Source organism: Roseibium denhamense, from assembly GCF_009711415.1.
In the GTDB taxonomy this organism is placed as follows: Bacteria; Pseudomonadota; Alphaproteobacteria; order Rhizobiales; family Stappiaceae; genus Roseibium; species Roseibium denhamense.
Window position 1 is genome coordinate 195,653 of sequence record NZ_SMLZ01000111.1, and the last position, 22,148, is coordinate 217,800.

Below are 22,148 nucleotides of genomic sequence, written 5' to 3' on the forward strand. Positions count from 1 at the left end.
CTAAACGGACCCGATATCGGACCGGCGGTTACATTTGCACCGATCTCACCATATGTCTAGTTGACCAGGGGGCGTGTCGGCTATTCGTGGTTCTGCGCATCATTTCAGTAATACTACTGAGCAACGCGCAAGACTGGACACAAAAACAGCTTATCCGCGCAAGAAGAGGACGAAAGCGGTGACGTTTAAGACAAAACTGGCACTCATCACCATTCTTCCGCTGGTTGCCGTTTCTCTGCTGATTGGCGGCGCCACATACTACCAGTCATTGCAATTGATCGATGCCGAAACCCAGTCGGTCCAAAATCGTATTCTCGCCGCTAAACGCCAGGAAATCCGCAACTATGTCAGCCTGGCCCTGACCTCTATCGAACAGATCTACAGGGACGAACCCGGTGGCCGGGAGGCCGCGCAAAGGGAAGTCAAAGACATTCTCCACAATTTGACGTTCGACTACGACGGCTACTTTTTCGTCTACACCTTGGATGGCACGAATGTGGTTCACCCGAAGCTGCCACAGCTGGTTGGCGAAAACTGGTGGGATTTGCAGGACGACAACGGTGACTACGTTATCCGCAACCTGATCGCGCAAGCCCAGGGAGGCGGCGGTTTTCATCAATATGTCTGGCACAAGCCGTCTACGGGTTCGATCGAAGAAAAGCTCGGATACGCGATTCTGCTCGACAAGTGGGGATGGATGCTCGGGACAGGGCTGTACACGGACGACATTTCAAAAGAGGTGGCGGCGATCCGTGCCGACTTTGCCCGGAGCATCCGGCAAACGCTGTTCGTCATCTTCATGATCACACTGACAGCCATTGTCGTTGCCGGAACCATGATCGCTTGGGTCCGGTTCTCAGAACAACGGTTTGCCGACACCCGGCTAAAAGAACTCACAAACAGGATCTTTCAAGTCCAGGAACAGGAACGCAAGCGGGTCTCCACGGAATTGCATGACAGCATATCTCAGCTGCTTGTATCCGTCCGGTACGGGGTCGAACTGATTCACAGTGAGGCGGACAAGGATGTAGAGCTTCAAGCGCACGCAGCCAAGTGCTTGAAAACACTCGACGGGACGATAGGCGAGGTCCGGCGGATTTCACGGGACTTAAGGCCAAGCGTGCTTGACGATATGGGCCTTGCTTCTGCGCTGGTCAGCCTGGGCAAGGAGTTTCAGACCCAGTCGGGTATAACGGTCAATGTCGATGCAGAAAAATGCCGGACACGCCTGTCGGAAGGCGCCAAAACGGCACTCTACCGGGTTGTCCAGGAATGCATGACCAATGTGGCACGGCACGCCCAGGCCAACGAGGTCGATATTTCTTTGAAAATCGGGACGCACTCATTGACGCTTCTGGTTGAAGACAATGGTGTCGGATTGCCCAAACCATTGCCAAAAACGGGCGGGCTGGGCTTCCGCAATATGCGCGAACGTATCGAAACCTACAGGGGACGGCTTACACTGAACCGCAGAGGCTCTGGCGGAACTCAAATCAAGGTGCAAATGCCACTCGATAACGTAGACGCGAAGGCCGCATGATAGGCTCTAGATGACTGCTCCAGAAACACTCAGCAATTCAAAACCCATACGGGTTCTCTTGGCCGATGACCACGAACTGGTTCGTGACGGCATACGTGCGCGCCTGCAGAAGGTGCCAGGATTAGACGTTGTCGGAGAGACGACCAACGGGCGGGACGCCGTGAGCCTGTGCCAGAGCCTCGAGCCCGATGTCCTGTTGATGGATGTGTCCATGCCCATCATGAATGGCTTGGAGGCGGCAACTGAAATCAGAAAACAAAGGCCGGGTGTGGCAGTCCTCATCCTGTCCATCTATGACAATCCGGAATATGTGCGCGGCGTGGTCCAGGCGGGCGCGCGCGGCTACATTCTGAAAGATATCTCAGCTTCGGAAATGATTACGGCGATCACCAGCGTTGCGTCCGGGGGCTATTACTTCTCCTCCGCGGTCGGCCCGACCCTTGTCGGCTCGGCCACATCCGCAGCCGTTGAGGATCCCTACGGCCTGACAGAACGCGAACGGCAAGTCCTGACGGCGATTGCCAAGGGCCAGCCGAACAAGGAGGTCGCACGCGATCTCGGGATTAGTGTGCGAACCGTAGAGTCCCACAGACTGAACCTGCGCGAAAAAGTCGGCAGCAAGAATGCCGCCCAACTCTACAAAGTCGCCCAAGAACTGGGATTGCTGGATTAACGCGCAACGGGTATCAGAACAGTGGGCAGCTCCTGCCCGGCTTCCGACCATGACCATAGGCAAAATCATGTCAAAACCGCTGGTGCTCGTGACCGCCGACGTAAAGTCCATCGATGGCTTCAACTGGCACGCAACGATCTCGACCTACCTCCAGGCAATCGTTAAAGGCGCCGATGCCGTCCCGATGATATTGCCGGCTCTAGGGGCGGACCTCGACCTGGATGCAGCACTGGACAACGTGGACGGTGTACTGATCACCGGCTCCAGATCCAATGTGAACCCACAGCTTTATGGTGAAGAGCCAACGGAAGCCAATGGTCCTTATGACCCGGACCGCGATGCAACCACCCTGCCCCTTATCAAACGCGCGGTCGAACGCGGTGTTCCTGTTTTTGCGATCTGCCGCGGCATGCAAGAGATGAACGTTGCCTTCGGCGGAACCCTCCTGACCGAAGTTCAAAATATTGAGGGGCGCAAAGATCACCGGCCGCCCGTGTCGGACAATCAGGATGAACGCTTCCAGATCGCCCACACAGTTGAAGTGAACCGGGGCGGACCGTTGGAAACGGTGCTCGGAGGCGAGCCTTTCGAGGTAAATTCACTTCACCGGCAAGCGGTCGGAACACTCGGAAAGGGATTGACTATCGAGGCTAGAGCGGAAGATGGGACAATTGAGTCCATGACCGTCGCAGACGCACCCGGCTATGTCATTGCAACGCAGTGGCATCCCGAATACTGGGTCACGACTGATGGCCCGTCCCAGAAGCTTTTTGCAGCTTTCGGTGAAGCGGCGCGGGCTTACCGGCAGAAAAGACTGGCCCTTTGAATGCCAGATTCTTTATTGCAAGTGCAGGCTCCGGCCGGCCGCAAGACCGTAGAGATAAAGCCCCTATAACAACGGGGCAGCCGCATCCCGAGCGGCATTAGCCGTACCCGACCGCCGCGATCAAAAGCGTTATGCCAAGCAGCAAGACAATGGCAGCCCCAACGATCTCAATCGTGCGGTGGATGCGGATCGCCATCGGGCTTCCGTCACCAAACAGACGGATTGCAAGATCTTTCGCCGAAACAGCCAGTCCGGCAAGAAGGGACACAGTAATACCTGTGCCCACGGCCATGGCGAGCGTTGAGGCAACACCTGCGGTAATCATGCCTTGCGAGAGAGCAAACACGAGGACCACCAGAGCGCCCGTGCATGGCCGAAGCCCCACAGCCAATACAATCGACACGGCTTTGGCCGCCGTTATCTCTCCTTGAAGCATGTCTGGCGTTGGCGCATGCGCATGTCCGCAACTCGTGCACACACCATCGGCGCCAATATGATGATGATGGCCATCATCATCATGGTGGTGGTGTTTGTGATGGTGGTGGCCATCATGGTGGTGGGCGTGATGTGCTCCACCTGCATTTGCACCGGCCAACACCAATCCATCCGTCCCGCGATTGGAAAAAAGGGTCATCACGCGGCCAAGGGCAGGCTTTGCAGCTTTTTGCCATAACAGCCAGGCACCGAGCCCGGAAATCAAGACATAAGACCCTATTTCAAACCAGCGCGCGGTGTCTTGGATGGCAATGCTCGTCAGATTAAAAACAACGGCCAAACCACCGACCAGCACAATGGCCGTGACAGCCTGCGCAAAGGCTGAAGCGAAGGACAACACGATGCCCTTTTTGAGGGTTTCATTGTTCGCGACCACATAAGACGTAATCACGGCCTTGCCATGGCCCGGGCCGGCGGCATGAAACACGCCATAGGCAAAGGACAAACCCACGAGCAGCCAGAAGGCATTGGGATTGTTTCGGAAGGACCGCAAACTGGCAACCAGCTTCTGATAAAAGTCCTTCTGCAATTGCGCAATTGAACCGAACACCTGATCAAACAGACCAGGTTCGATCACCATCGTCTGCTGGGTATTTTCAATTACATCGGACCTTCGGGTCGAGCCGCCGGTACCGGCCGATGGCTGAAAAAGCGTCTCCATCGCGACGGCTGCACTGTCAATTTCAGCGCCACCGGGCTCACCTTGCTCGCCCACTGACTGCGCAGCGGCACCCATTTCACCATTCGCTGCGGCAAGAGCCGCGGGACCGCACGCGACAATCATCTGATTGATCTGGGTGGCAGCAGCCCATTGCAACTCGGGCGGCAATTCCCTTTGATCCGGGCCAATTTGAGCAAGTGCGTAGGCGGTGGCATCGTCAAGCGGCGGCGGTTCTTTTCGCGTTACCTGGCATGTTCCCGGCGAATTCACCGTACCGGTAGCCGCCGGATCCTGGCTAAACCGGAAATCCACGTAATAGGTGGGATCATAGACGTCGAGTGTAATCGGCTGAGCTGCATCTGACGGATCTTTCAGAGGCAGGGTGAAATGCAACTCCAGCAGTTTTACGGTTTCAGGAGCGGTGCCCCCATTCATCCGCACATCTTCAGCAATTGCCTCAAAGTCCTCGGGCTTCATGACCCAATAATCTTCGAGCTCAACCGTTCTCACCTCAAGCCAATAGTCCGTTGGAGAATTGAAATCCAGCTCGACACGGCCGTTGTCTCCAAACGTGAAGTAGCCGAAATCCGCCATGCTATCGACATTGACTTGCGCGAGCTCGCTCAGCTCATCGCGTGAATAAACGCCATCTTGATTGGTATCAAACCCCTGAATGGCGAAGGCCGTGAACGCATCGTCAAAACGGAAAACATTTTTTACGGCAACCGCCACGCCGTCATCGTTAAAGACAATCTTCGTCCGGGCCTCCACGAAGACATGCGGATGTGCAGATGCAGAACCAATCGTCAAAAGAGCCGCTAACAAAGCGCCGAGGAACGCCCAACCGGTGCGATGGCGACCTAGCGCAGTATGGATATTCGGACGGTTCACGCGTTTCCCCCAAAGGACCTATGTAACATCATTACCCTTGACCGGGACAGTGCCTGCCCACCGATCACGGCAAGAAGATGACACGCCGGTTTCGCAGCGCAGAATTCTGGAAATAAGAATTTCTCGCACACCCATCAATATCAGGAAATTCCTGCCTTATTGAGCTGCAAATATGAGAACAAAGAACACATATTTCAGCGAGCTGGAATGAAAATCATCTCAACCATAACCACTACCTGCCAGAGCCAGCCATGAACGCATTACACACAACTATCCGGCACAGCGCCGTTTTTGACCATCCTGAAATGGGCACACACGAAGACATCGTCTTTGTTCAAGACCACACAACCGGTTTAAAGGCCATCATCGCCGTTCATGACACCACTCTCGGGCCGGCATTGGGCGGATGCCGCGTCTGGCCCTACGACAAGCCGGCTGATGCCTTGACCGATGCCCTTCGGCTTTCCAAAGGCATGACTTATAAAAACGCGCTTGCCGGACTGGACCTTGGCGGCGGGAAGGCCGTCATTATTGCCGATCCGCGCAAGGACAAAACATCTGCCATGATGGAGAGTTTTGGCCGCCATGTGGAACGCTTGAGCGGCACATACATTACAGCGGAAGATGTGGGCGTATCGCCCGACGACATGGAAGCCGTGGCGCGCCAAACGGCTCATGTCCGCGGCACGCAGGCAACCGGGCTGGGTGACCCTTCGCCCTACACAGCACTCGGTGTTTTTGAAGGCATCAAGGCATCGGCAAGACATGTCTTCGGCAGCGATGACTTAACCAACAAAACAGTCTCTGTTCAGGGTCTTGGGCATGTTGGATACGACGTTGCCCGGCACTTACATCATGCAGGAGCAAAACTGATCGTTTCGGATATTCATGCGCCAGCAGTTGCTGCAGCTGTCGAAGCGTTCAACGCAACCGCGACCGATCCTCTGGCTGCCCATGCGGCCGAAGCAGATATTTTTGTTCCTTGCGCGCTGGGAGCAGGTTTGAACGCCCGGACAATTCCGGAAATCAAATCTCGAATCGTCGCCGGAGCGGCTAACAATCAGCTGGAAACGACTGCGGATGGCGAGGCGTTGAAAGAACGCGGGATCCTCTATGCCCCTGACTACGCGATCAATGCTGGCGGCGTCATTTCAATCGCACTGGCAACACCGGGCTGCGGCGACAATGTCGTCCGCCACAAGACCATAGACATTGGCAAGACGCTGACCCGGATTTTTGAAAGAGCCGAGAAGGACGGCAAAACACCGGAACAGCTTGCTGACCAGATCGCAGAAGAAAGGCTGGCGGAAGCCCGCATTGCCTGAGCGGGCACGAGTTGAAACCGGCGGGACCCCGCCGGTTTTCCCAAAACGGTCAAACGTATTAGGAAAGCTTGCTCAATCTGTCCGATTTGAACATCAGGCGGACAAGATGTTTTGCGTTCTCAACGGCGGCCTCGCCAAGTTCGGCATAGCTTGCCATCACACCTTCGTGGAGCACGTAGATTGACGCGGAAAACTCCATGTTGCCGGCAAGTTCTCCAAAAAGGGTCAGCATCTCGGTTTTGTGACGCTGAACCGTTTCTGCAATGGCGACGCTGTCGGGGTTTGCAGCAAGCGCCTGACGGAAAAAACACGTTTTACCCGCAGTAAGGCGCATCCAGCCTCCCAGCTTGTCGAACAGCTGTTCGGATGCACACAGACCCGGCGCTTCTATGCCCTCGCGAACATATTCCATGTACCGGCGGTGCCTGTACTCAAGTGCTCCAAGCACCATCGCTTCGCGCGACGGAAAATGCCGGTAGAGCGTCCGCATGCTCACCCCAACGCCTGCCCTCAGATCGGGCACACTCGGGTCTGAGAATCCCCGATTCCAAAAAACCTGCTCCAGCCCGGCGGCGATTTTTTCTTGAGCCTTGTCCATCCACCTATTCTGCGACTGATTGACGCTTCTGGCAATCAAAATATCCGGTACAGCAGCCACTTGCTGAATGCTTGCAAGCAAACTTAAACAAAGACCTTTGAACCTGCGTACCATTTCACAAGGAAGTCTACGAACGCCCGCACTTTCCCGGTCAAATGGCGCCTGTGCGGATAGACCGCATAAATACCCCGTTCAGGCTCTTCAAATGTCTCAAGCAGAACCGCCAGTTTGCCTGCCCTAACGTCGTTAGCCACAAAAAAGAGCGGGGTTCTCAGAAATCCCAAGCCTCTCAAGGCCGCCTCGCGGGCTGCCGCAGCACTGTTGACTTCCAGTGGTCCCTTAACGGAAACAGAGACACGCTCGCCGGCGTCCTCAAAAATCCAGTTCTGTTTGAAGCGGTAGTTGGTATCAATGAGACACGGCAAGGCAGCAAGATCTTGCGGAACACGCGGCTCGCCGTATTTCGCGATCGCTTCGGCACTCGCGCACAAAACGGTCCTGAATGGCGCAATCTTGCGCGCAATCAGGCTTGAATCCTCAAGCTGGGTCACCCTGACTGCAAGGTCGAACCCCTCTTCCACAAGGTCGACGAACCTGTCTTCCAACCGTAAATCCAGCTTGATGTCCGGGTGTTGGGCCAGAAACTCCATCATCGCAGGATTTAAAATGTCATCCCCAAGAGACCGGGGTGCCGACACACGAAGGCGCCCGCGCACTTGCTGATGTGATGATTGCACCGAGGCCTGCAGGTCATCAATGCGCTGAAGGATCTCGGCCGCTTCCTTGTAGTAGGCCTCGCCCACTTCCGTCAGCGACACCTGACGTGTTGTCCGGTTGAGTAGGCGGACACCAAGCTCGTCTTCCAGTTCACCAACATACTTGGAAACCAAGGCTTTGGATCGGCCCATCTCACGGGCGGCTGCCGAAAAGCCATTTGAACCCACAACCTGAATAAAGCAACGCATACGAGTAATGGCGTCCATCAATCACTCTTTTTTCAACCGTTTGTCAGTTGCTTACCGTATGCCGAAATCCGCAGCTAAAACAATCCTGCGATAAGACTGCAGAATTGAAGACCGGCTCATGATGCGGCCACGGGCCGGCGCCTTCTCCGGAAGAACCTTGCTAGAAAAAGAGCCCTCACCAACAGGAACCCGGCAAGTGCACCAAATGCGGCACTCGCGAACCCTGCAGCTGTCACAGGGACTGCGGGTTGAAAGTCTTCTGCGGCCGCCTGCGCGAGATCTCGGTCGAAGCCTTGCGCGAAAATGAGGATCCTCTGGAAAGATCCAGCCTGTTTCAAAGCGATTTGCTGTTCTTGCAGCTGGTTCAACCGCTCGAGCGCGGCCTCCATACTCTCCCCTCTGGCCCGCACAAACGGATCATCAGAAGAGCCCTGGCGTTTGATCGCCTCATCTATGGTCAAACCAAACGCTGCCGCGTCCCGTTGAAAGTCGTGTATGACCACTTGCAGAGCATCGATTGCACCACCGAGCCGCTGGAAATACTGTTGCGTAAATTCCGGTAACTGCGACGAGGCCGTGCCCGAAAGCATCATCACCAGCACTAGGAACATACGGGCCATTGGAAGCTCCTGCGTGCGGGTCAATCCTGCAGGTAAATGATGCCGGCTTCCCCGGCCTCGGACCCAAAGGCCAACCGGGAGCCATCACGATCCCATCCCATCGTCCCGATGGGCCCGCGCCCAGGCCGGCGCAACTGGACTTCAGCATTGTCATTGAAACGGCACATCATGATCATTCCGTCCTGGTAGCTGATGGCAACGACCTGCTCCGTTGGATGACAGGCAACGCCCGTCACCAATGCATCACTGCGCGTGCCAAGTTGCAAAGGTTGCTGCCCCATAGGGCCGGTTTTTCCGGAGAAAGGCCAGAGAATTGCAGCATTGGCACCTGACGTTGCAAGATACTTTCCCTTCGCGGACCAGCTAAAGGATTTTACCTTCGCTGGATATCCACTCATCCGCATGTCCTGGCTATCCGACAACCGCCAGCCATGAAGTGCATTCTCCTGCATGGCCGTCACCAAGTATCTGCCGTCTGGAGAAAAGCATGTACCCAAGTGGGCCCCTTTCCAGGTCAACTCTACCGGGTTTCCATCCGACGCCGCCCACCAGAGGGTCGCCCCATCGTAACGGGCAACCGCGAGACGCATCCCCTTTGGAGCAAAGGCCAGTCCGCCAACAGCACGGTCATGGCTGAACTCGCGTTCCCGGCCATCGGCAAACCTGACCCACGCAGTCCGCCCGCTTGCAAATGCAACAGCGCCCGAAGGACCGCAGGCGATCAAGTCGATCCATTTGCGTGGCCGCTCTGCGACCAGGGCGGCCGATCCATCCGCCTTAACTGAATAGATGCACCCGTCATCACCGGAGGTGACCAGTGACTTGTAATCATGCGATATTTCCGCCGCTAGAAGTCCCGATTTATGCGGCGACACGGTCACAGCTCCATCTTCGTCCCGCTGGAAAATAATATTGCCTTCACCGTCGGCAAAAAAAGCACTGTTTTCAACGAAACCCGCACGGACCACAAACCCGCCCAGATCGACCGGAGCTATTGTTGGCAAGTGTTATCGTCCTTATTGCGCGGCGCAGGCGTTGAAACTGTCTCTCAAAACGTCCCAGTTGAGATCACGGCCGATGAACACAAGGCGGCTTTCCCGAGCCTCATCGTCCTTCCAGTCCCTTTGGTGGTCGCCTTCTACAATCATATGAACCCCCTGAATCACATATCTTTGAGGGTCGTCCTTGAATGCCAGGATACCTTTTAGACGCAAAATATTCGGTCCCTGAACCTGAGTGACTTGGTTGATCCAGGGGAAAAACATATCGGGATCCAGATCACCAGCCTTCAGGGATATGCTCTTGACCGAATGCCGGTCCTCGTGATGCGCATGCTCATGGCCGCAGTCCGGACCGCACTCATGATCGTGTGTATGATCATGATGGCCGTGATCGTGGTCGCGGTCACAGTCTGGCCCGCATTCATGGTCGTGGTGACCATGCTGCAAGAAGTGTGGATCAAGCGACAAAATCCGGTCCAGATCAAAGGCTCCGCGGTTCAACACCTTTGAGATTTCGACGCTCGAGCGCTCGCTCCGGTGAAGAACCGCATACGGATTAATTCTTCTAATTCTTGCCTCAACGGCTGCAAGCTCAGCATCAGTGACCAGATCGATCTTGTTGACGAGGATGACATCCGCAAACGCAATCTGGTCTTCCGCCTCCGATGTGTCTTCCAGACGCTGCAGCACATGCCGGGCATCGACAACTGCCACAACTGCATCCAGCTTCGCCGCAGCGCGCACATCATCGTCCATGAAGAAGGTCTGCGCCACCGGGGCAGGATCGGCAACACCGGTCGTCTCGACAATAATGGCGTCGAACGCGCCGCGCCGTTTCATCAAGTTCTGGACGGTCCGAATAAGATCGCCGCGCACGGTGCAACAGATGCAACCATTATTCATCTCAAAGATTTCCTCGTCGGATTCAACGAGAAGATCATTATCGATACCCACTTCTCCGAACTCATTCACGATAACCGCATAGCGCTGGCCATGGTGTTCTGTCAGGATCCGGTTGAGAAGCGTTGTCTTTCCCGCACCAAGATATCCGGTAAGGACTGTTACGGGGATCTGAGACGGGCTGTCTTCTTGTGTCGCAGACATGTGCGTGCCTTTCTGGCGTCAACTGTAATCATGAAGCGCCTGAAGCGCTCGAAGTTGCGGCGAATATAGGCGCATCAGCGGGTAATTGGGAGAGGCGCCAAAGCATTTCCCACATACGTACCGATATCCCTCTTCCAGGACCTTTCAATCCGGTTCCGCCTGCGCAAAGATCCGTTTGGCCTGCATTGATATGACTGGAGATGATTGGTGAAAACGATCCCTGGATTTGATCGGATTGGTGAGGAAAACGCGTTCGCAGTCCTCTCCAGAGCGACCGAACTGCAGCAACAAGGCCGTGACATCATAAATCTGGGCATCGGGCAGCCGGATTTCAGAACACCGGAGCACATTTCCGAGGCAGCCATAAAAGCCATACGTGATGGCCACCACGGATACACCCCCGCAACCGGGATCCCCGCTTTACGCGAAGCGGTAGCAGCAGATCTGAAGACGCGCCATGACGTTGAGATCAACCCAGGCCATGTGCTGATCGTTCCGGGCGGGAAGGTTACCATGTTCATGGCAATCTTGATGTTCGGCGAACCGGGCGTGGACATTTTATATCCTGACCCGGGTTTTCCGATCTACCGGTCCATGATCGAGTTTACCGGCGCAACTCCGGTCCCCATCCCGGTTAGGGAAGAAAACGGCTTTGCATTTTCAGCCGACGAAACACTGCCTCTGATATCAGACCGGACGCGCCTGATCATTTTGAATTCACCTGCCAACCCCACGGGCGGCGTCACTCCACGCTCTGAAATCGAAGCGCTTGTTGACGGTCTTGACCGTTTTCCGGACCTTGCCGTTCTGTCGGACGAGATCTACTCGCAGATGGTCTATGACGGACAAGAGCACGTATCGCTTTTGTCTTTTCCGAGCATTCGCGACCGGGTCATCCTGCTCGACGGCTGGTCCAAGACCTATGCCATGACAGGATGGCGGCTCGGCTACGCAGTGTGGCCAGACGGACTGATCGACAAGGCGCGCAAACTGGCCGTGAACGCATGGTCATGCGTGAACGCGCCGGCGCAATATGCGGGCCTTGCAGCCCTTACCGGCCCGCAGGATCCCGTTGACCGGATGGTTGAGGAATTTGCAAGCCGCCGGTCAGTGATTGTTGAACGGCTTAACCAGATCCCGAATCTGTCCTGCCGGGCACCTGCAGGTGCGTTTTATGCCTTTGCAAATGTGTCGCGGACGGGTTGGAAAGCTAAGCCACTGGCAGCAGCATTGCTTGAAGAAACAGGCGTTGCCGCGATAGGGGGCCCGGATTTCGGCATATTGGGAGAGGGGTTCATCCGGTTTTCATATGCAAACTCGACCAGCAACATTATCGATGCTCTACAACGGCTGGAAGACTTCTTGGGTCGCTCTCCCGCCCCGGCGCACAGATGAATCGGCCAGTAGCTAAAACTGTAACAAGCTTCACATTTACTAACAAAATCCGTAAGACTTACGCAACGTATCCCTTTATTAAACTTTGTCGTCTTCACTAAGCCAGCCTGACAAGGACATGTGAGTGGGGACCGATATGGCCGAAAGCATTATTTTGGATCTGCAGCAATCGTTCGGGGATCTCAACGAGGCCGTTCTTGTGACGAATTCGAACCGGACGATCATCTTTGTCAACAAGGCAGCCGAACAGCTTTTGAAGGCCAATAGCAGCGCTCTTGTCGGAACGACAACGAAACGGTTTTTCGCCGATCCCGAACAATTTGAGGCTATGGCGGATCTTTATGAAAAACCGTCTGATAGCCGGCATCGCAAGGCCCATGCGATCGACCTCTTAAAGGGGGATGGCACGAAGTGCCCGGCGGAAGTTGTCAGCGCCCCTCTCTTTACATCGTCCCATGAACTGTCAGGCCTGTTGTTCATAGCACGGGATGTTACCGAACGGATCGCACTTGAAACGAAACTGAGCGACATTGCGCTCACGCTTGAAGATGCGCTGGACGCGATCTCGGAGGGCTTTGCGCTTTATGACACGGAAGACCGGCTGGTTCTGTGCAACGACAATTACCGAGATATTTACGCCCATTCGGCTCCAGCGATTTTCCCAGGCAACCGCTTCGAAGACATCTTGCAATATGGCCTGACAAAAAATCAGTACGATACTGGTGGCAAGACAAATGAAGAATGGATTGCCGAACGTCTGAAGCAACATGAAGCTTCGGACGGCCAGGTGATTGAACAACAGCTGGACGACGGCCGTTGGCTTCGGATTTCGGAAACCCGGACCTTAAGCGGCGGCATTGCCGGCATTCGGGCGGACATTACAGAACTTAAAAAGGCGCGCGCCGAAGCTGAAAAGGCTTTCAAGAATTTGTCGCTGATCGCGGACAATCTCTATTCATCAATTACGGAAGTCGATCTAGATGGCCGGTGCGTCTTCATCAACAAGACCGGATCGGAATGGTTCGCTGGAACTGATGAGGGATTAATTGGCACCCGGCTAAGAGACAAATTGCCTTGGAAGGAACGGGAGCAAGTCCGCACAATGTTCCAGCGGGCAATCAAGGGTGAAAATGTCTCCGAAGAAGTGCGTTTCCACTTCCCGGACGGCGTGACCCGCGAATGTGAGTTCCAGTGCAATCCGCGGATCGATGACAACGGTGAAGTGCACGGTCTTGTCGTCCTGATAAATGACATTACCGACCGGAAGAAAACGGAGCGGACACTTGCCGAGCTCTATGCAATCACATCGACCCAAGAGCTAAGCCATGAAGACAAGATTTCCGAGATCCTGCGCCTCGGCAGCGAGCATTTCGAACTACCGTTCGCCATTATCAGCCATGTCATCGATCAGAGGTACACGATCACACATGCTCACAGCCCGGGCGGGGAATTGGTACCTGGCACCTCTTTCGATCTGAAGGACACCTACTGCACATTGACCTTGCAAGCTGAAGGACCGCTGGCCACAGCGAGCGCTGCCCATTCAGAATTTGCAAAACATCCATGCTACGAGTTATTTGCGCTTGAGACCTATATTGGTGCCCCGCTTCTTGTGGACGGGCTGGTTCACGGAACGATCAATTTCAGCGCGCCAGACTCGCGCAAACGCCCGTTCAGTCCTGCAGACGTTCAGATCGTCCGCCAGTTCGCGGACTGGATCGGTCATGAAATTGCGCGGCAGAGAGATCATGAAGCGCTCATGAATGCGAAGATCAATCTGGAACGCGTAGCCAGCATCGACGACCTGACACAAGTGTTGAATCGCCGCGCTTTCCTGGAACGCGCCAATACAGAAATCCAACGCTTCCGCAGGACAAAACGGCCGTTGACGGCTGTGATGATCGATATCGATAAGTTCAAAGCGATCAATGACAACAATGGTCATGCCGCCGGCGACGCGGTGTTGAAGCGGTTCGCCGACATAATCAATGGCGCATTACGCGCGGTCGATGTGTTCGGCCGGGTCGGCGGCGAGGAGTTTTGCCTGATCCTCCACAACACTGAAATTGAGGATGCACTCATGGTCAGCGAGCGGCTCCGCCAAAAGATCATTGAGCAATGCCAATTCGAAGAAATAGACCAGCTGATCACGTGCTCGATGGGGCTTGCGCCAGCCGCCCGCGAAGAAATCGAGTTTTCAACGTTGATGCAGAAGGCAGACATGGCCCTTTATGAGGCTAAAACGACGGGCCGCAACAAATGCATCGTCTATAAGGATGAAATGGCGCCAGCCGGTTTGTAACGGCTCAAGGCCTGCCGACTTCACGAACGCCCTGCCAGCTGCAGGGCGTTTTTGTTATACGCAAGGTCGCAAAACTTTCCCAAAATAACCCAAAACATCTTTGACGCGCCAAATAGTATATGACAGTATCCACATAGAACTGTGCATATATATAAGAGGCATGTACCAAAAAAAGATCCTTCAATGGACACCCCGCCTTATTAGTATCGCAAAGAATTGATCACTTTCTTTGACATAAAAAGCTGGGAGATACTCTTGTTTAACAAGGTTTTCATACCAATCGACCTGCAACATGCAGAAAAGCTCGAAAAAGCAATTTCTGTCGGCACGCAGCTGGCAAAATCTGGCAACTTGCCTGTAGTTTTTGCCGCCGTTACGTCCGCTGCTCCTGGGGCAGTCGCGCACACGCCAGATGAGTTCCGCTCGAAGCTCAATAGCTTTGCCACGCAACAGGCAGAACAACATGGCGTCATTACTTCAGGCCATGCCGTATTCGTACATGACCCGTCGGTAGAATTGGAAAGCGCCTTGCTGAATGCAATTCGGGAAACCAAGAGCGACCTTGTCGTCATGGCAACTCATATTCCGCACTTAAGCGATCATGTCTGGCCCTCAAACGGCGGTCGCATCGCCTCTCATGCGGATGTTTCCGTTTTTCTAGTCAGATAAATCATTGCTCAAACCACAAGGAACGCTGCCATGTCTGACAGCACGTCCACACCGGGAATTCCGGATCCTGAAGGTGCCGCAAACGTAATAGACACCGATTACGAAATCGGCCAGGACAATATCGAAGCCAGCGTCGGTCCGTTCAACCTCGACATACATAATCCGGTATTCGTGATTTCCGGTCTCTCGATTGTCGCCTTTGTTTTCCTGACCCTGGCCTTTCAAACCGAAGTGGGGCCGATTTTCGACGCCCTCCGCAAATGGCTAACCTCGAACCTGGATTGGTTCTTCATTCTTTCGGGCAACATTTTCGTACTGGTCTGCTTTGCCTTGATCCTCACACCGCTCGGCAATGTCAGAATTGGGGGCAAGGAAGCGGAACCAGACTACAGCTATTTCGGCTGGTTCGCCATGTTATTCGCTGCCGGAATGGGCATCGGTCTGATGTTCTTCGGCGTTTTGGAACCCGTATATCATATGGCGTTTTCCGAGCCCATCGGGATTGCATCGCCTTATGATGCGGACGGAAACCTAATTCCTGAAAATGTCGCAGCGGCGAAAGCAATGGGCATGGCCGCGACGATTTTCCACTGGGGCCTGCATCCTTGGGCGATCTACGCAGTTGTTGCCTTGGCACTTGCCTTGTTCTCCTTCAACAAAGGGCTGCCTCTCACGATGCGCTCGGTCTTTTATCCCATCTTTGGTGAGCGTACTTGGGGATGGCCGGGGCATATTGTTGATATCCTGGCAGTGTTCGCGACGCTCTTCGGTCTCGCCACATCACTGGGTTTCGGCGCTCAACAAGCTAATGCGGGACTTGAATTCGTGTTTGGCATTCCGGTCAGCAACACAGCTCAAATCATCCTGATCCTGGGCATCACCGCGGTAGCGCTGGTCTCGGTAATGCGGGGGCTCGATGGCGGGGTGAAAGTGCTCTCCGAAATCAACATGGCCATCGCAGCATTGTTACTTGTGTTCGTGATCCTGGCCGGCCCGACCGCCACCCTCGTCTCGGACTTCGTTTCCAATCTTGCAGCCTATGGCAGGGAAGTCATTCCGCTCTCCATGCCCTTTGGCCGGGAGGATGACGGCTTCCGCCAAGGGTGGACCGCCTTCTACTGGGCCTGGTGGATTTCCTGGTCACCTTTTGTCGGCATGTTCATCGCGCGGGTCAGCCGTGGCCGGACCGTCCGTGAGTTCGTCATTTGCGTTCTGATCATTCCGACCTTTGTGTCCGTGATTTGGATGACGGCATTCGGCGGCACCGCAATCGAACAGGTCATTGCGAACGGCTCTGACAGCCAGGTCCACCAGTATGTGATTGCCAGCTACAGCCCCGAGCTGTCGTTGTTCGGCATGCTCGCCGATCTGCCGCTCGCTTCGATCACATCCTTCATCGCGATCGTTTTGGTGATTGTTTTCTTTGTCACGTCGTCGGATTCCGGTTCTCTCGTGATCGACACCATCACCGCGGGCGGCAAAGTGGATGCCCCAGTTTCGCAAAGGGTCTTCTGGTGCACCTTCGAGGGCCTTGTGGCCATCGCATTGTTGCTCGGAGGCGGCCTCGGCGCGCTTCAGGCAATGGCGGTATCGACAGGGTTCCCGTTCACGATTGTCCTTTTGCTGGCCTGCTACGCCATCTTCAAGGGACTGCGGGACGAACCGCGTTAGGAAGGCCGCCTTCCGAAAAACGAAAAACGGGCAGCCACGGCTGCCCGTTTTGCATCTAAGAGGTGTTATCTCATTCGCTCAGCTTGGGACCGATCCGCACACCGGGGGGCGGAGCGCTTTCACGGATTTTCAAATCCGGCTCGATGACAATCGGCGTATTCGGAACGCGATCCCCAGCAATCTGACGGAGAAGAGTAAGAGCTGCCAGGCGGCCGATCTTATCCGCCTGATTGGAGACTGTCGTCAGCGCGGGTGTGCGTGCATCGGCACCATCAACATCGTCATAGCCTGTGATGGCAATATCGGGACCTGGCTCAATGCCTGCGCGCCGAAGCGTCGTCATCATGCCAAGCGCTACAAGATCGTTGAAACCAACGATCGCCGTTGGACGCTCTTTCGCTTCGAGGATTACCTGAACAGCAGCCCGGCCATCGGCTTGCGTCATCAGTTCCGGCAAATCGATCTGCGCGGAGGGATCAAGACCTGCGTCTTCCAGAGCTGTCCGCCAACCACTTGCGCGGAAACGTCCTGTCGAACTTTCGCGCCGTCCACCGACCATCGCAATTTTTGAATGCCCCTGTTCGATCAGGTGCTTTGTTATCTGATACGTTCCCTTGTAGTCGTCGCCACGTACGCATGGTGCCCAGACACCTGGCACCTCACGTGCCACCAGTGTGACCGGGATACCCTGATCCACCAGACGGTTGATTTCCTCGGATGTTGTTCCAACGGAGGGGCAAAGGATCAGGCCGTCGGCCCTGTGCTGCAAAAGCGTGTTCACAAAGGCCCGCTGGCGTTTCACGTCATCCCTGTGGTTGCAGATAAAGATCATCTGCCCCTGTTCTTCGAGAACATCTTCGAGCGCAGAAAAAACCTCGGCAAAATAGGGATTGAGAATATCGTGGACCGCAACCCCGACAATTTGGCTTCTGGCAGTCCGCAAGGACGCTGCAGACCGGTTGTAGATATATCCAATTTCCTGAGCGGTCTGCTTTACCTTCTCCCGGGTTTCCTCGGCAACCAGCGGGCTGTCGCGCAATGCCAGCGATACTGTGGCGGTAGAGATGCCCAACTGGTCGGCAATATGGCCGAGTGTCAGCCGCTTTCCGGGTTTTTGGGGTACGTCCTCAGGCGAGGAAGATCCATCATGATCGTCTGACATTCCAACCAACTTGTAGTCCGGCTCATAGGTGCGACGCCGGTTATAGACCGAGCGGGCAGGCCCGGTGCACAACTAAATTGAACGTTCGGACTGCTTACCGCCGCTGCGGCGCCGAGTCATCAAATTCTTCCCTCAAGTTCACCACCACGCGCCGGTTTTGGGATTGGCACGTCAACTCATCGCAGTCTGTGACCGGACGCTCGATGCCATACCCCTTCACCCAAAGACGATTGCGATCAACACCGCGCTGAACGAGCGCCGCCATTACAGCATCCCCTCTTTGTGTGGACAGCGTTTTTTGAGCCGTCTCGCTCCCGGGGTCGTCCGCATGGCCCTGAATCTTCACCAGCCACTTCGTATTCTTATTCAGCCATTCCGCCTGATTGTCGATGGTCATCTTCGCTTCGTCTGAAACTGCCGCCGAGCCTTCGGAAAAATAGATCCGGCGCCCAACATTGATGATGAATTCCTCTTCAGATCCCGGCGCGATGTTGGCAAAGCCGTCCGCTGGAGCATTCGTCACGTCCGGTGACGACAAGCCGGCGCTGTTGCAGCCGGTCAAGACGATTGACAAAGCGCATACGACCGGCGCCATGCGGCCGGGATGCCAATAATTGAACTTCACGATGCCCCCATCTTGCTGCAGAAGCCGTCTGCGTTTTCAAAATACTTTATCCAGCATTCGCGCCCAGGTGTTCCAGGACAAGCACACCTGTTCCTTTCGGGCATCTCTGGTAAAGGTCAATCACGTCCTCAGGGAACATCCGGATACACCCGCTGGAGACATCGTGGCCGATGCTCCAGGGCTCCAGCGTCCCATGCAAACGGTATCCAAGGTCAGCGCCATTACGGTAGAGGTAAAGCGCACGCGGACCAAGCGGGTTGTTGGCCGCACCACCTTCGACTTTGCGGGGCAGGTCCGGTTGACGCTGAAGCATTTCCGGCGGTGGAACCCATCTGGGCCAGAGCGCTTTCCGGTCGATCCGCGCACGCCCATACCATTTGAAACCTTCCCGGCCGACACCGACGCCATACCGGAGCGCTGTGTTGTTCTCCCAGATCCAGTACAAAAAATGGTTGGTGGTATCGACGACAACAGTACCGGGCGGTTCTGAACTGAAGTACTTCACCATCTGCCGGCGCCAGACCGGGTCAATGCGGGTGAAATTTGTCCGCCTGTATTGGAAGCCGTTGTCGGTTTGGTATCCGCGGAAATAGGCGTCGGCCGCAGCGTTTGCCCAGCCGGCTGTCGGAAGAACACAAGCGCTCGTAACCGCAGTCATGCCTTTGATCAAATCCCGGCGATCAAGTGCCATTCCGATCCTCCCATGACATGGCAGCTTCAAAAAGCCAACCAAACTTCATAGCCTTATTAAGCAAGCAACCACAGGAGCACGTCAACCGGCAGCGCCGGACAAACCGAAATGGTCAAAGTCCTTTGACCCGCTCCCTGTACAAAATGTACAAGCCCGAGCTCACAACAATCGCCGCGCCAAACAAGGTCATCACGGTGGGAACATCTGCAAATACGAGATAGCCAAGAGCAACCATCCAGACGATTTGCGTGTAGATGAACGGTGCAAGCATCGGTGCTGGCGCCAGCCTGTGGGCCATGATGAACAGAAAATGGCCGCCACCGCCAAAAGCACCGGTTGCGCATAACAGCACCCAAGTCCAGACATCGGGGGGCGTCACCCAGTTTGAAATGCCGGCCGGCGCCATGGCAACAGCCGCGACAGCGCCTGATATGATGAGCATTCCTGCCGAGCTGTCGGTTGCTGTCAACTGCCGGGTTAGGAGGGCGTAAGTGGAGTAAAACAACATGGCAGCGATCGAATAGATGGCGGCCCAGTGCATTCCTCCGCTTCCAGGCTGCGTGACAACCAACACGCCCACAAAGCCGACAACAATTGCCGCCCAGCGCCGCGGACCTGCCCACTCACCCAGGAATGGACCTGCAAGCGCAGTGATCACGAAAGGCGCTGCAAACATGATTGCCATGGTTTCCGCCAATTGGAGATACCGGACCGCAAGGAAATTGAAGACGGTGGTACCAAGCAGGCAGAAAGCCCGAACAATTTGGAGCCAGGGCCGCTTCGTATGCAGCAGCGTTGGCGTTTTCCAAACGCGGAACAAGATCACCGCAATAATCAAGTGACTGACAAACCGCACCCAGACGATCTGGAGTGTCGGCAAGGTTGCGGAAAGATACTTTGCCGTGGCATCCAGGATCGAGAAGCCAAGACATGCCAGCACGATCAATGCGATACCGGCTATAGGCGCTTTTGTTGGCCCCGGGCGTAAACCTTCGGAAACGTCGGCGTTGGGTGCCATGGAAGTCAATCTCAACCAGATGCGGGACATCAATAACGGCGGCAAAAACTCCGGACCGAATCCGGGCCAAACACAATATGCTGCTGATTGTAGATTGCAGTGAGTGTAAAAGGAAAGCGAATGCCGGTCGCCTCAATAGATACTTGGCTTGGACGCCTCTCCATTTATGAAGATCAAGGGCAAATCACTCGAGTAGACTGGACTGGTCCGGACTGTGACGACACATCCGAAGTGCTTGACAATGCATGCCAGCAGATAAGCGAGTATCTAGATGGTGCGCGCAATAGCTTCTCGCTTCCTCTGGCTCCCCGAGGAAGCGCCTTTTACCAATCCGTGTTCAGGGCGATGCTCGACGTACCCTACGGGCAAACAAGAACCTATGGCCAGCTGGCCGAAAAGCTCGGGACATATGGCCAGCCCGTCGGTCAGGCGTGCGGTGCAAATCCGATCCCAATCATTATACCGTGCCACCGCATCCTGTCAGCAGAGGGATTGGGGGGATATTCTGGAGCAGGTGGCGTTGAGACCAAGATCGCCTTGTTGAAGCTGGAGAAAGGATATCCGTTCCTCCTTTGAGACCAGCGAGCCTGGCTTAAGCGGCCGAGAGTTCTTTTTTATCCGCGCTCCCGGCTTTTCCCTCTGCTTCAGTCTTGTCATCATCTCCGTCAAGATCAGCTTCATGATCCGGATCGTCGTCGACCGAAGAAGAAAGGTTTTTCTCTACCTGACGCAACAGCTTGCGTAGCTTCTTACGATCCTTATCTTCCAAACCGGACATAGCCTCACGTTCGAGCCTTTTCCACGCCTTGTCGACAGAGGTGACCAGTTCGCGGCCCGCTTCTGTCAGATGGACACGGGCCAAACGGCCGTCGGTGTCAGAGACCTGCCGCCGCACATAGCCTTGGCTGGATAGCCTTGTAACCATCTTCGTAACGGTTGGCGGCTGAACTCCAAGTGCAAGTGCTAGCTGGCTCATTGTCCGGCCATCTGCATCCGCAAGAACTTTCAGAACCAGCTCCTGACCGGGATGCAGGCCAATGCGGGTGAGGTGGGAGCCTGACCTAGCACGCTGCGCTTTTGCAGCCTGCAAAAGCCGGAAAGTTATGCTTTTTTTGTAGTTGAAAGCCATACATTCGCCCCTGGGCTAAGACCATATGAATCACGTCATTGATCGACGCGCGGGCACCCTAGCCGGACCATTTAACCGTCAAATGACAATTCGGAACCACTTTGGGCCGCAATAGAGGGCCCAGCCCATCCGCATTGACGACCAACCGTGCAGCCGTAGCGGCACTTCATCATACAGCCGACGCTAGCCCGTACGCGTTTTCAGCGCCCCTGCCAGGAACGGAAGAGCTGTTGTAAAAAGAACCACAATAAGCAAGGAGGCGCGCAAGGACACAAGGTCTCCGACAAAACCCAATAGGGGCGGTCCAAGAAGAAATGCGCCGTACCCGAGCGTTGCAACCGCGGCAAGAGCACGTCCTTTGGACATATGCGGATCACTTGCTGCCCGTGACATGGCAAGTGGAAACAGAACGGCATATCCGAGGCCCATGACAAAGCACCCGGCCCAAACCACCCACAAAGACCATCCAGATACAAATAATAGCCCGCCAAACAGAGCGGCGGCACCGCTGACCCTGGCAACCTTCACAGGACCGTGGGCGGCAATTATGCGGTCACCGGCAAAACGCATGACAACCATGGCGAACGAGAAAATGGCGAACGCTGTGGGAGCAAGGTAGTCCGGATATCCAAGATCCTGAATCTGATAAAGCGCCGCCCAGTCGGTCACGGCGCCCTCGCCAAGCGCGGCGATTAAGGCAACGACGCCGACGAGTGCGAGACCGCCCTTGGGAAGGGCCAGAAATGGCGCTCGCTCGCCCGTTCTTGAAACAGTATCGCTTTCCCAG

The 22,148-nt window shown here is 55.3% G+C and carries 21 protein-coding genes; 9 read left to right on the top strand and 12 right to left on the bottom strand.

Annotation, left to right across the window (positions count from 1 at the left end):
- Positions 1–178 precede the first annotated feature (178 nt).
- The 3 genes from E1180_RS15230 (at position 179) to E1180_RS15240 (ending at position 3,039) form a co-directional block, all read left to right on the top strand.
- Positions 179–1,540, top strand: a complete 1,362-nt coding sequence (locus E1180_RS15230; protein WP_208997171.1) for a cache domain-containing protein — start codon at positions 179–181, stop codon at positions 1,538–1,540.
- A gap of 10 nt (positions 1,541–1,550) precedes the next feature.
- The gene (locus tag E1180_RS15235) at positions 1,551–2,213 is read left to right on the top strand and encodes a response regulator (protein ID WP_155192096.1); all 663 of its coding nucleotides are present in this window, start codon (positions 1,551–1,553) and stop codon (positions 2,211–2,213) included.
- A 67-nt stretch (positions 2,214–2,280) separates the two neighbouring features.
- Positions 2,281–3,039 (top strand): gamma-glutamyl-gamma-aminobutyrate hydrolase family protein, encoded by a 759-nt coding sequence (locus tag E1180_RS15240; protein ID WP_155192098.1) that lies wholly within the window; start codon positions 2,281–2,283, stop codon positions 3,037–3,039.
- Between the two features lie 97 nt (positions 3,040–3,136).
- On the opposite strand, the gene E1180_RS15245 is transcribed toward E1180_RS15240, so the two are convergent.
- Complete coding sequence (locus E1180_RS15245; protein WP_208997172.1) at positions 3,137–5,005, bottom strand: HoxN/HupN/NixA family nickel/cobalt transporter; 1,869 nt, start codon at positions 5,003–5,005, stop codon at positions 3,137–3,139.
- Positions 5,006–5,337: 332 nt separating this feature from the next.
- Between E1180_RS15245 and E1180_RS15250 the strand changes: the two genes are divergently transcribed.
- The gene (locus E1180_RS15250) at positions 5,338–6,411 is read left to right on the top strand and encodes a Glu/Leu/Phe/Val dehydrogenase dimerization domain-containing protein (protein ID WP_155192100.1); all 1,074 of its coding nucleotides are present in this window, start codon (positions 5,338–5,340) and stop codon (positions 6,409–6,411) included.
- Positions 6,412–6,469: 58 nt separating this feature from the next.
- Here the strand turns inward: E1180_RS15250 and E1180_RS15255 are convergent, their stop codons facing one another.
- From E1180_RS15255 to E1180_RS15275, 5 genes are all read right to left on the bottom strand, one after another.
- A complete protein-coding gene (locus tag E1180_RS15255; RefSeq protein WP_155192102.1) occupies positions 6,470–7,009 on the bottom strand; it encodes a TetR/AcrR family transcriptional regulator in 540 nt (179 codons plus the stop codon).
- Positions 7,010–7,092: 83 nt separating this feature from the next.
- Entirely contained in the window at positions 7,093–7,992 is a 900-nt protein-coding gene (locus tag E1180_RS15260; RefSeq protein WP_155192104.1) for a LysR family transcriptional regulator, read from the bottom strand.
- A gap of 98 nt (positions 7,993–8,090) precedes the next feature.
- The gene (locus E1180_RS15265) at positions 8,091–8,594 is read right to left on the bottom strand and encodes a DUF2937 family protein (protein WP_155192106.1); all 504 of its coding nucleotides are present in this window, start codon (positions 8,592–8,594) and stop codon (positions 8,091–8,093) included.
- Positions 8,595–8,614: 20 nt separating this feature from the next.
- Positions 8,615–9,598 carry a WD40 repeat domain-containing protein gene (locus tag E1180_RS15270; protein WP_155192108.1) on the bottom strand — a complete coding sequence of 328 codons (984 nt, stop codon included), beginning with the start codon at positions 9,596–9,598 and terminating at the stop codon, positions 8,615–8,617.
- Between the two features lie 12 nt (positions 9,599–9,610).
- Positions 9,611–10,699, bottom strand: a complete 1,089-nt coding sequence (locus tag E1180_RS15275) for a CobW family GTP-binding protein (protein WP_155192111.1) — start codon at positions 10,697–10,699, stop codon at positions 9,611–9,613.
- Between the two features lie 204 nt (positions 10,700–10,903).
- Between E1180_RS15275 and E1180_RS15280 the strand changes: the two genes are divergently transcribed.
- From E1180_RS15280 to E1180_RS15295, 4 genes are all read left to right on the top strand, one after another.
- Entirely contained in the window at positions 10,904–12,094 is a 1,191-nt protein-coding gene (locus tag E1180_RS15280; RefSeq protein WP_155192113.1) for a pyridoxal phosphate-dependent aminotransferase, read from the top strand.
- Between the two features lie 136 nt (positions 12,095–12,230).
- On the top strand, positions 12,231–14,396 hold the full coding sequence (locus E1180_RS15285) for a diguanylate cyclase (protein WP_155192120.1): 2,166 nt from the start codon (positions 12,231–12,233) through the stop codon (positions 14,394–14,396).
- 255 nt (positions 14,397–14,651) lie between these two features.
- Positions 14,652–15,065, top strand: a complete 414-nt coding sequence (locus tag E1180_RS15290) for a universal stress protein (protein WP_155192123.1) — start codon at positions 14,652–14,654, stop codon at positions 15,063–15,065.
- 30 nt (positions 15,066–15,095) lie between these two features.
- The gene (locus E1180_RS15295; protein ID WP_155192125.1) at positions 15,096–16,736 is read left to right on the top strand and encodes a BCCT family transporter; all 1,641 of its coding nucleotides are present in this window, start codon (positions 15,096–15,098) and stop codon (positions 16,734–16,736) included.
- A 70-nt stretch (positions 16,737–16,806) separates the two neighbouring features.
- On the opposite strand, the gene E1180_RS15300 is transcribed toward E1180_RS15295, so the two are convergent.
- The 4 genes from E1180_RS15300 to E1180_RS15315 form a co-directional block, all read right to left on the bottom strand.
- Complete coding sequence (locus tag E1180_RS15300) at positions 16,807–17,898, bottom strand: LacI family DNA-binding transcriptional regulator (protein WP_155192127.1); 1,092 nt, start codon at positions 17,896–17,898, stop codon at positions 16,807–16,809.
- Between the two features lie 94 nt (positions 17,899–17,992).
- Positions 17,993–18,523 (bottom strand): OmpA family protein, encoded by a 531-nt coding sequence (locus tag E1180_RS15305; RefSeq protein WP_341873560.1) that lies wholly within the window; start codon positions 18,521–18,523, stop codon positions 17,993–17,995.
- Between the two features lie 46 nt (positions 18,524–18,569).
- Complete coding sequence (locus tag E1180_RS15310) at positions 18,570–19,214, bottom strand: L,D-transpeptidase (RefSeq protein WP_155192129.1); 645 nt, start codon at positions 19,212–19,214, stop codon at positions 18,570–18,572.
- A 112-nt stretch (positions 19,215–19,326) separates the two neighbouring features.
- Positions 19,327–20,232 (bottom strand): DMT family transporter, encoded by a 906-nt coding sequence (locus E1180_RS15315; RefSeq protein ID WP_155192131.1) that lies wholly within the window; start codon positions 20,230–20,232, stop codon positions 19,327–19,329.
- A gap of 120 nt (positions 20,233–20,352) precedes the next feature.
- Between E1180_RS15315 and E1180_RS15320 the strand changes: the two genes are divergently transcribed.
- Positions 20,353–20,808 carry a methylated-DNA--[protein]-cysteine S-methyltransferase gene (locus E1180_RS15320; RefSeq protein WP_155192133.1) on the top strand — a complete coding sequence of 152 codons (456 nt, stop codon included), beginning with the start codon at positions 20,353–20,355 and terminating at the stop codon, positions 20,806–20,808.
- A 16-nt stretch (positions 20,809–20,824) separates the two neighbouring features.
- On the opposite strand, the gene E1180_RS15325 is transcribed toward E1180_RS15320, so the two are convergent.
- Entirely contained in the window at positions 20,825–21,361 is a 537-nt protein-coding gene (locus E1180_RS15325; RefSeq protein ID WP_155192135.1) for a MarR family winged helix-turn-helix transcriptional regulator, read from the bottom strand.
- 183 nt (positions 21,362–21,544) lie between these two features.
- Positions 21,545–22,148 (bottom strand): MFS transporter (locus tag E1180_RS15330; RefSeq protein WP_155192137.1); only part of this gene is annotated, 604 nt, incomplete at its 5' end.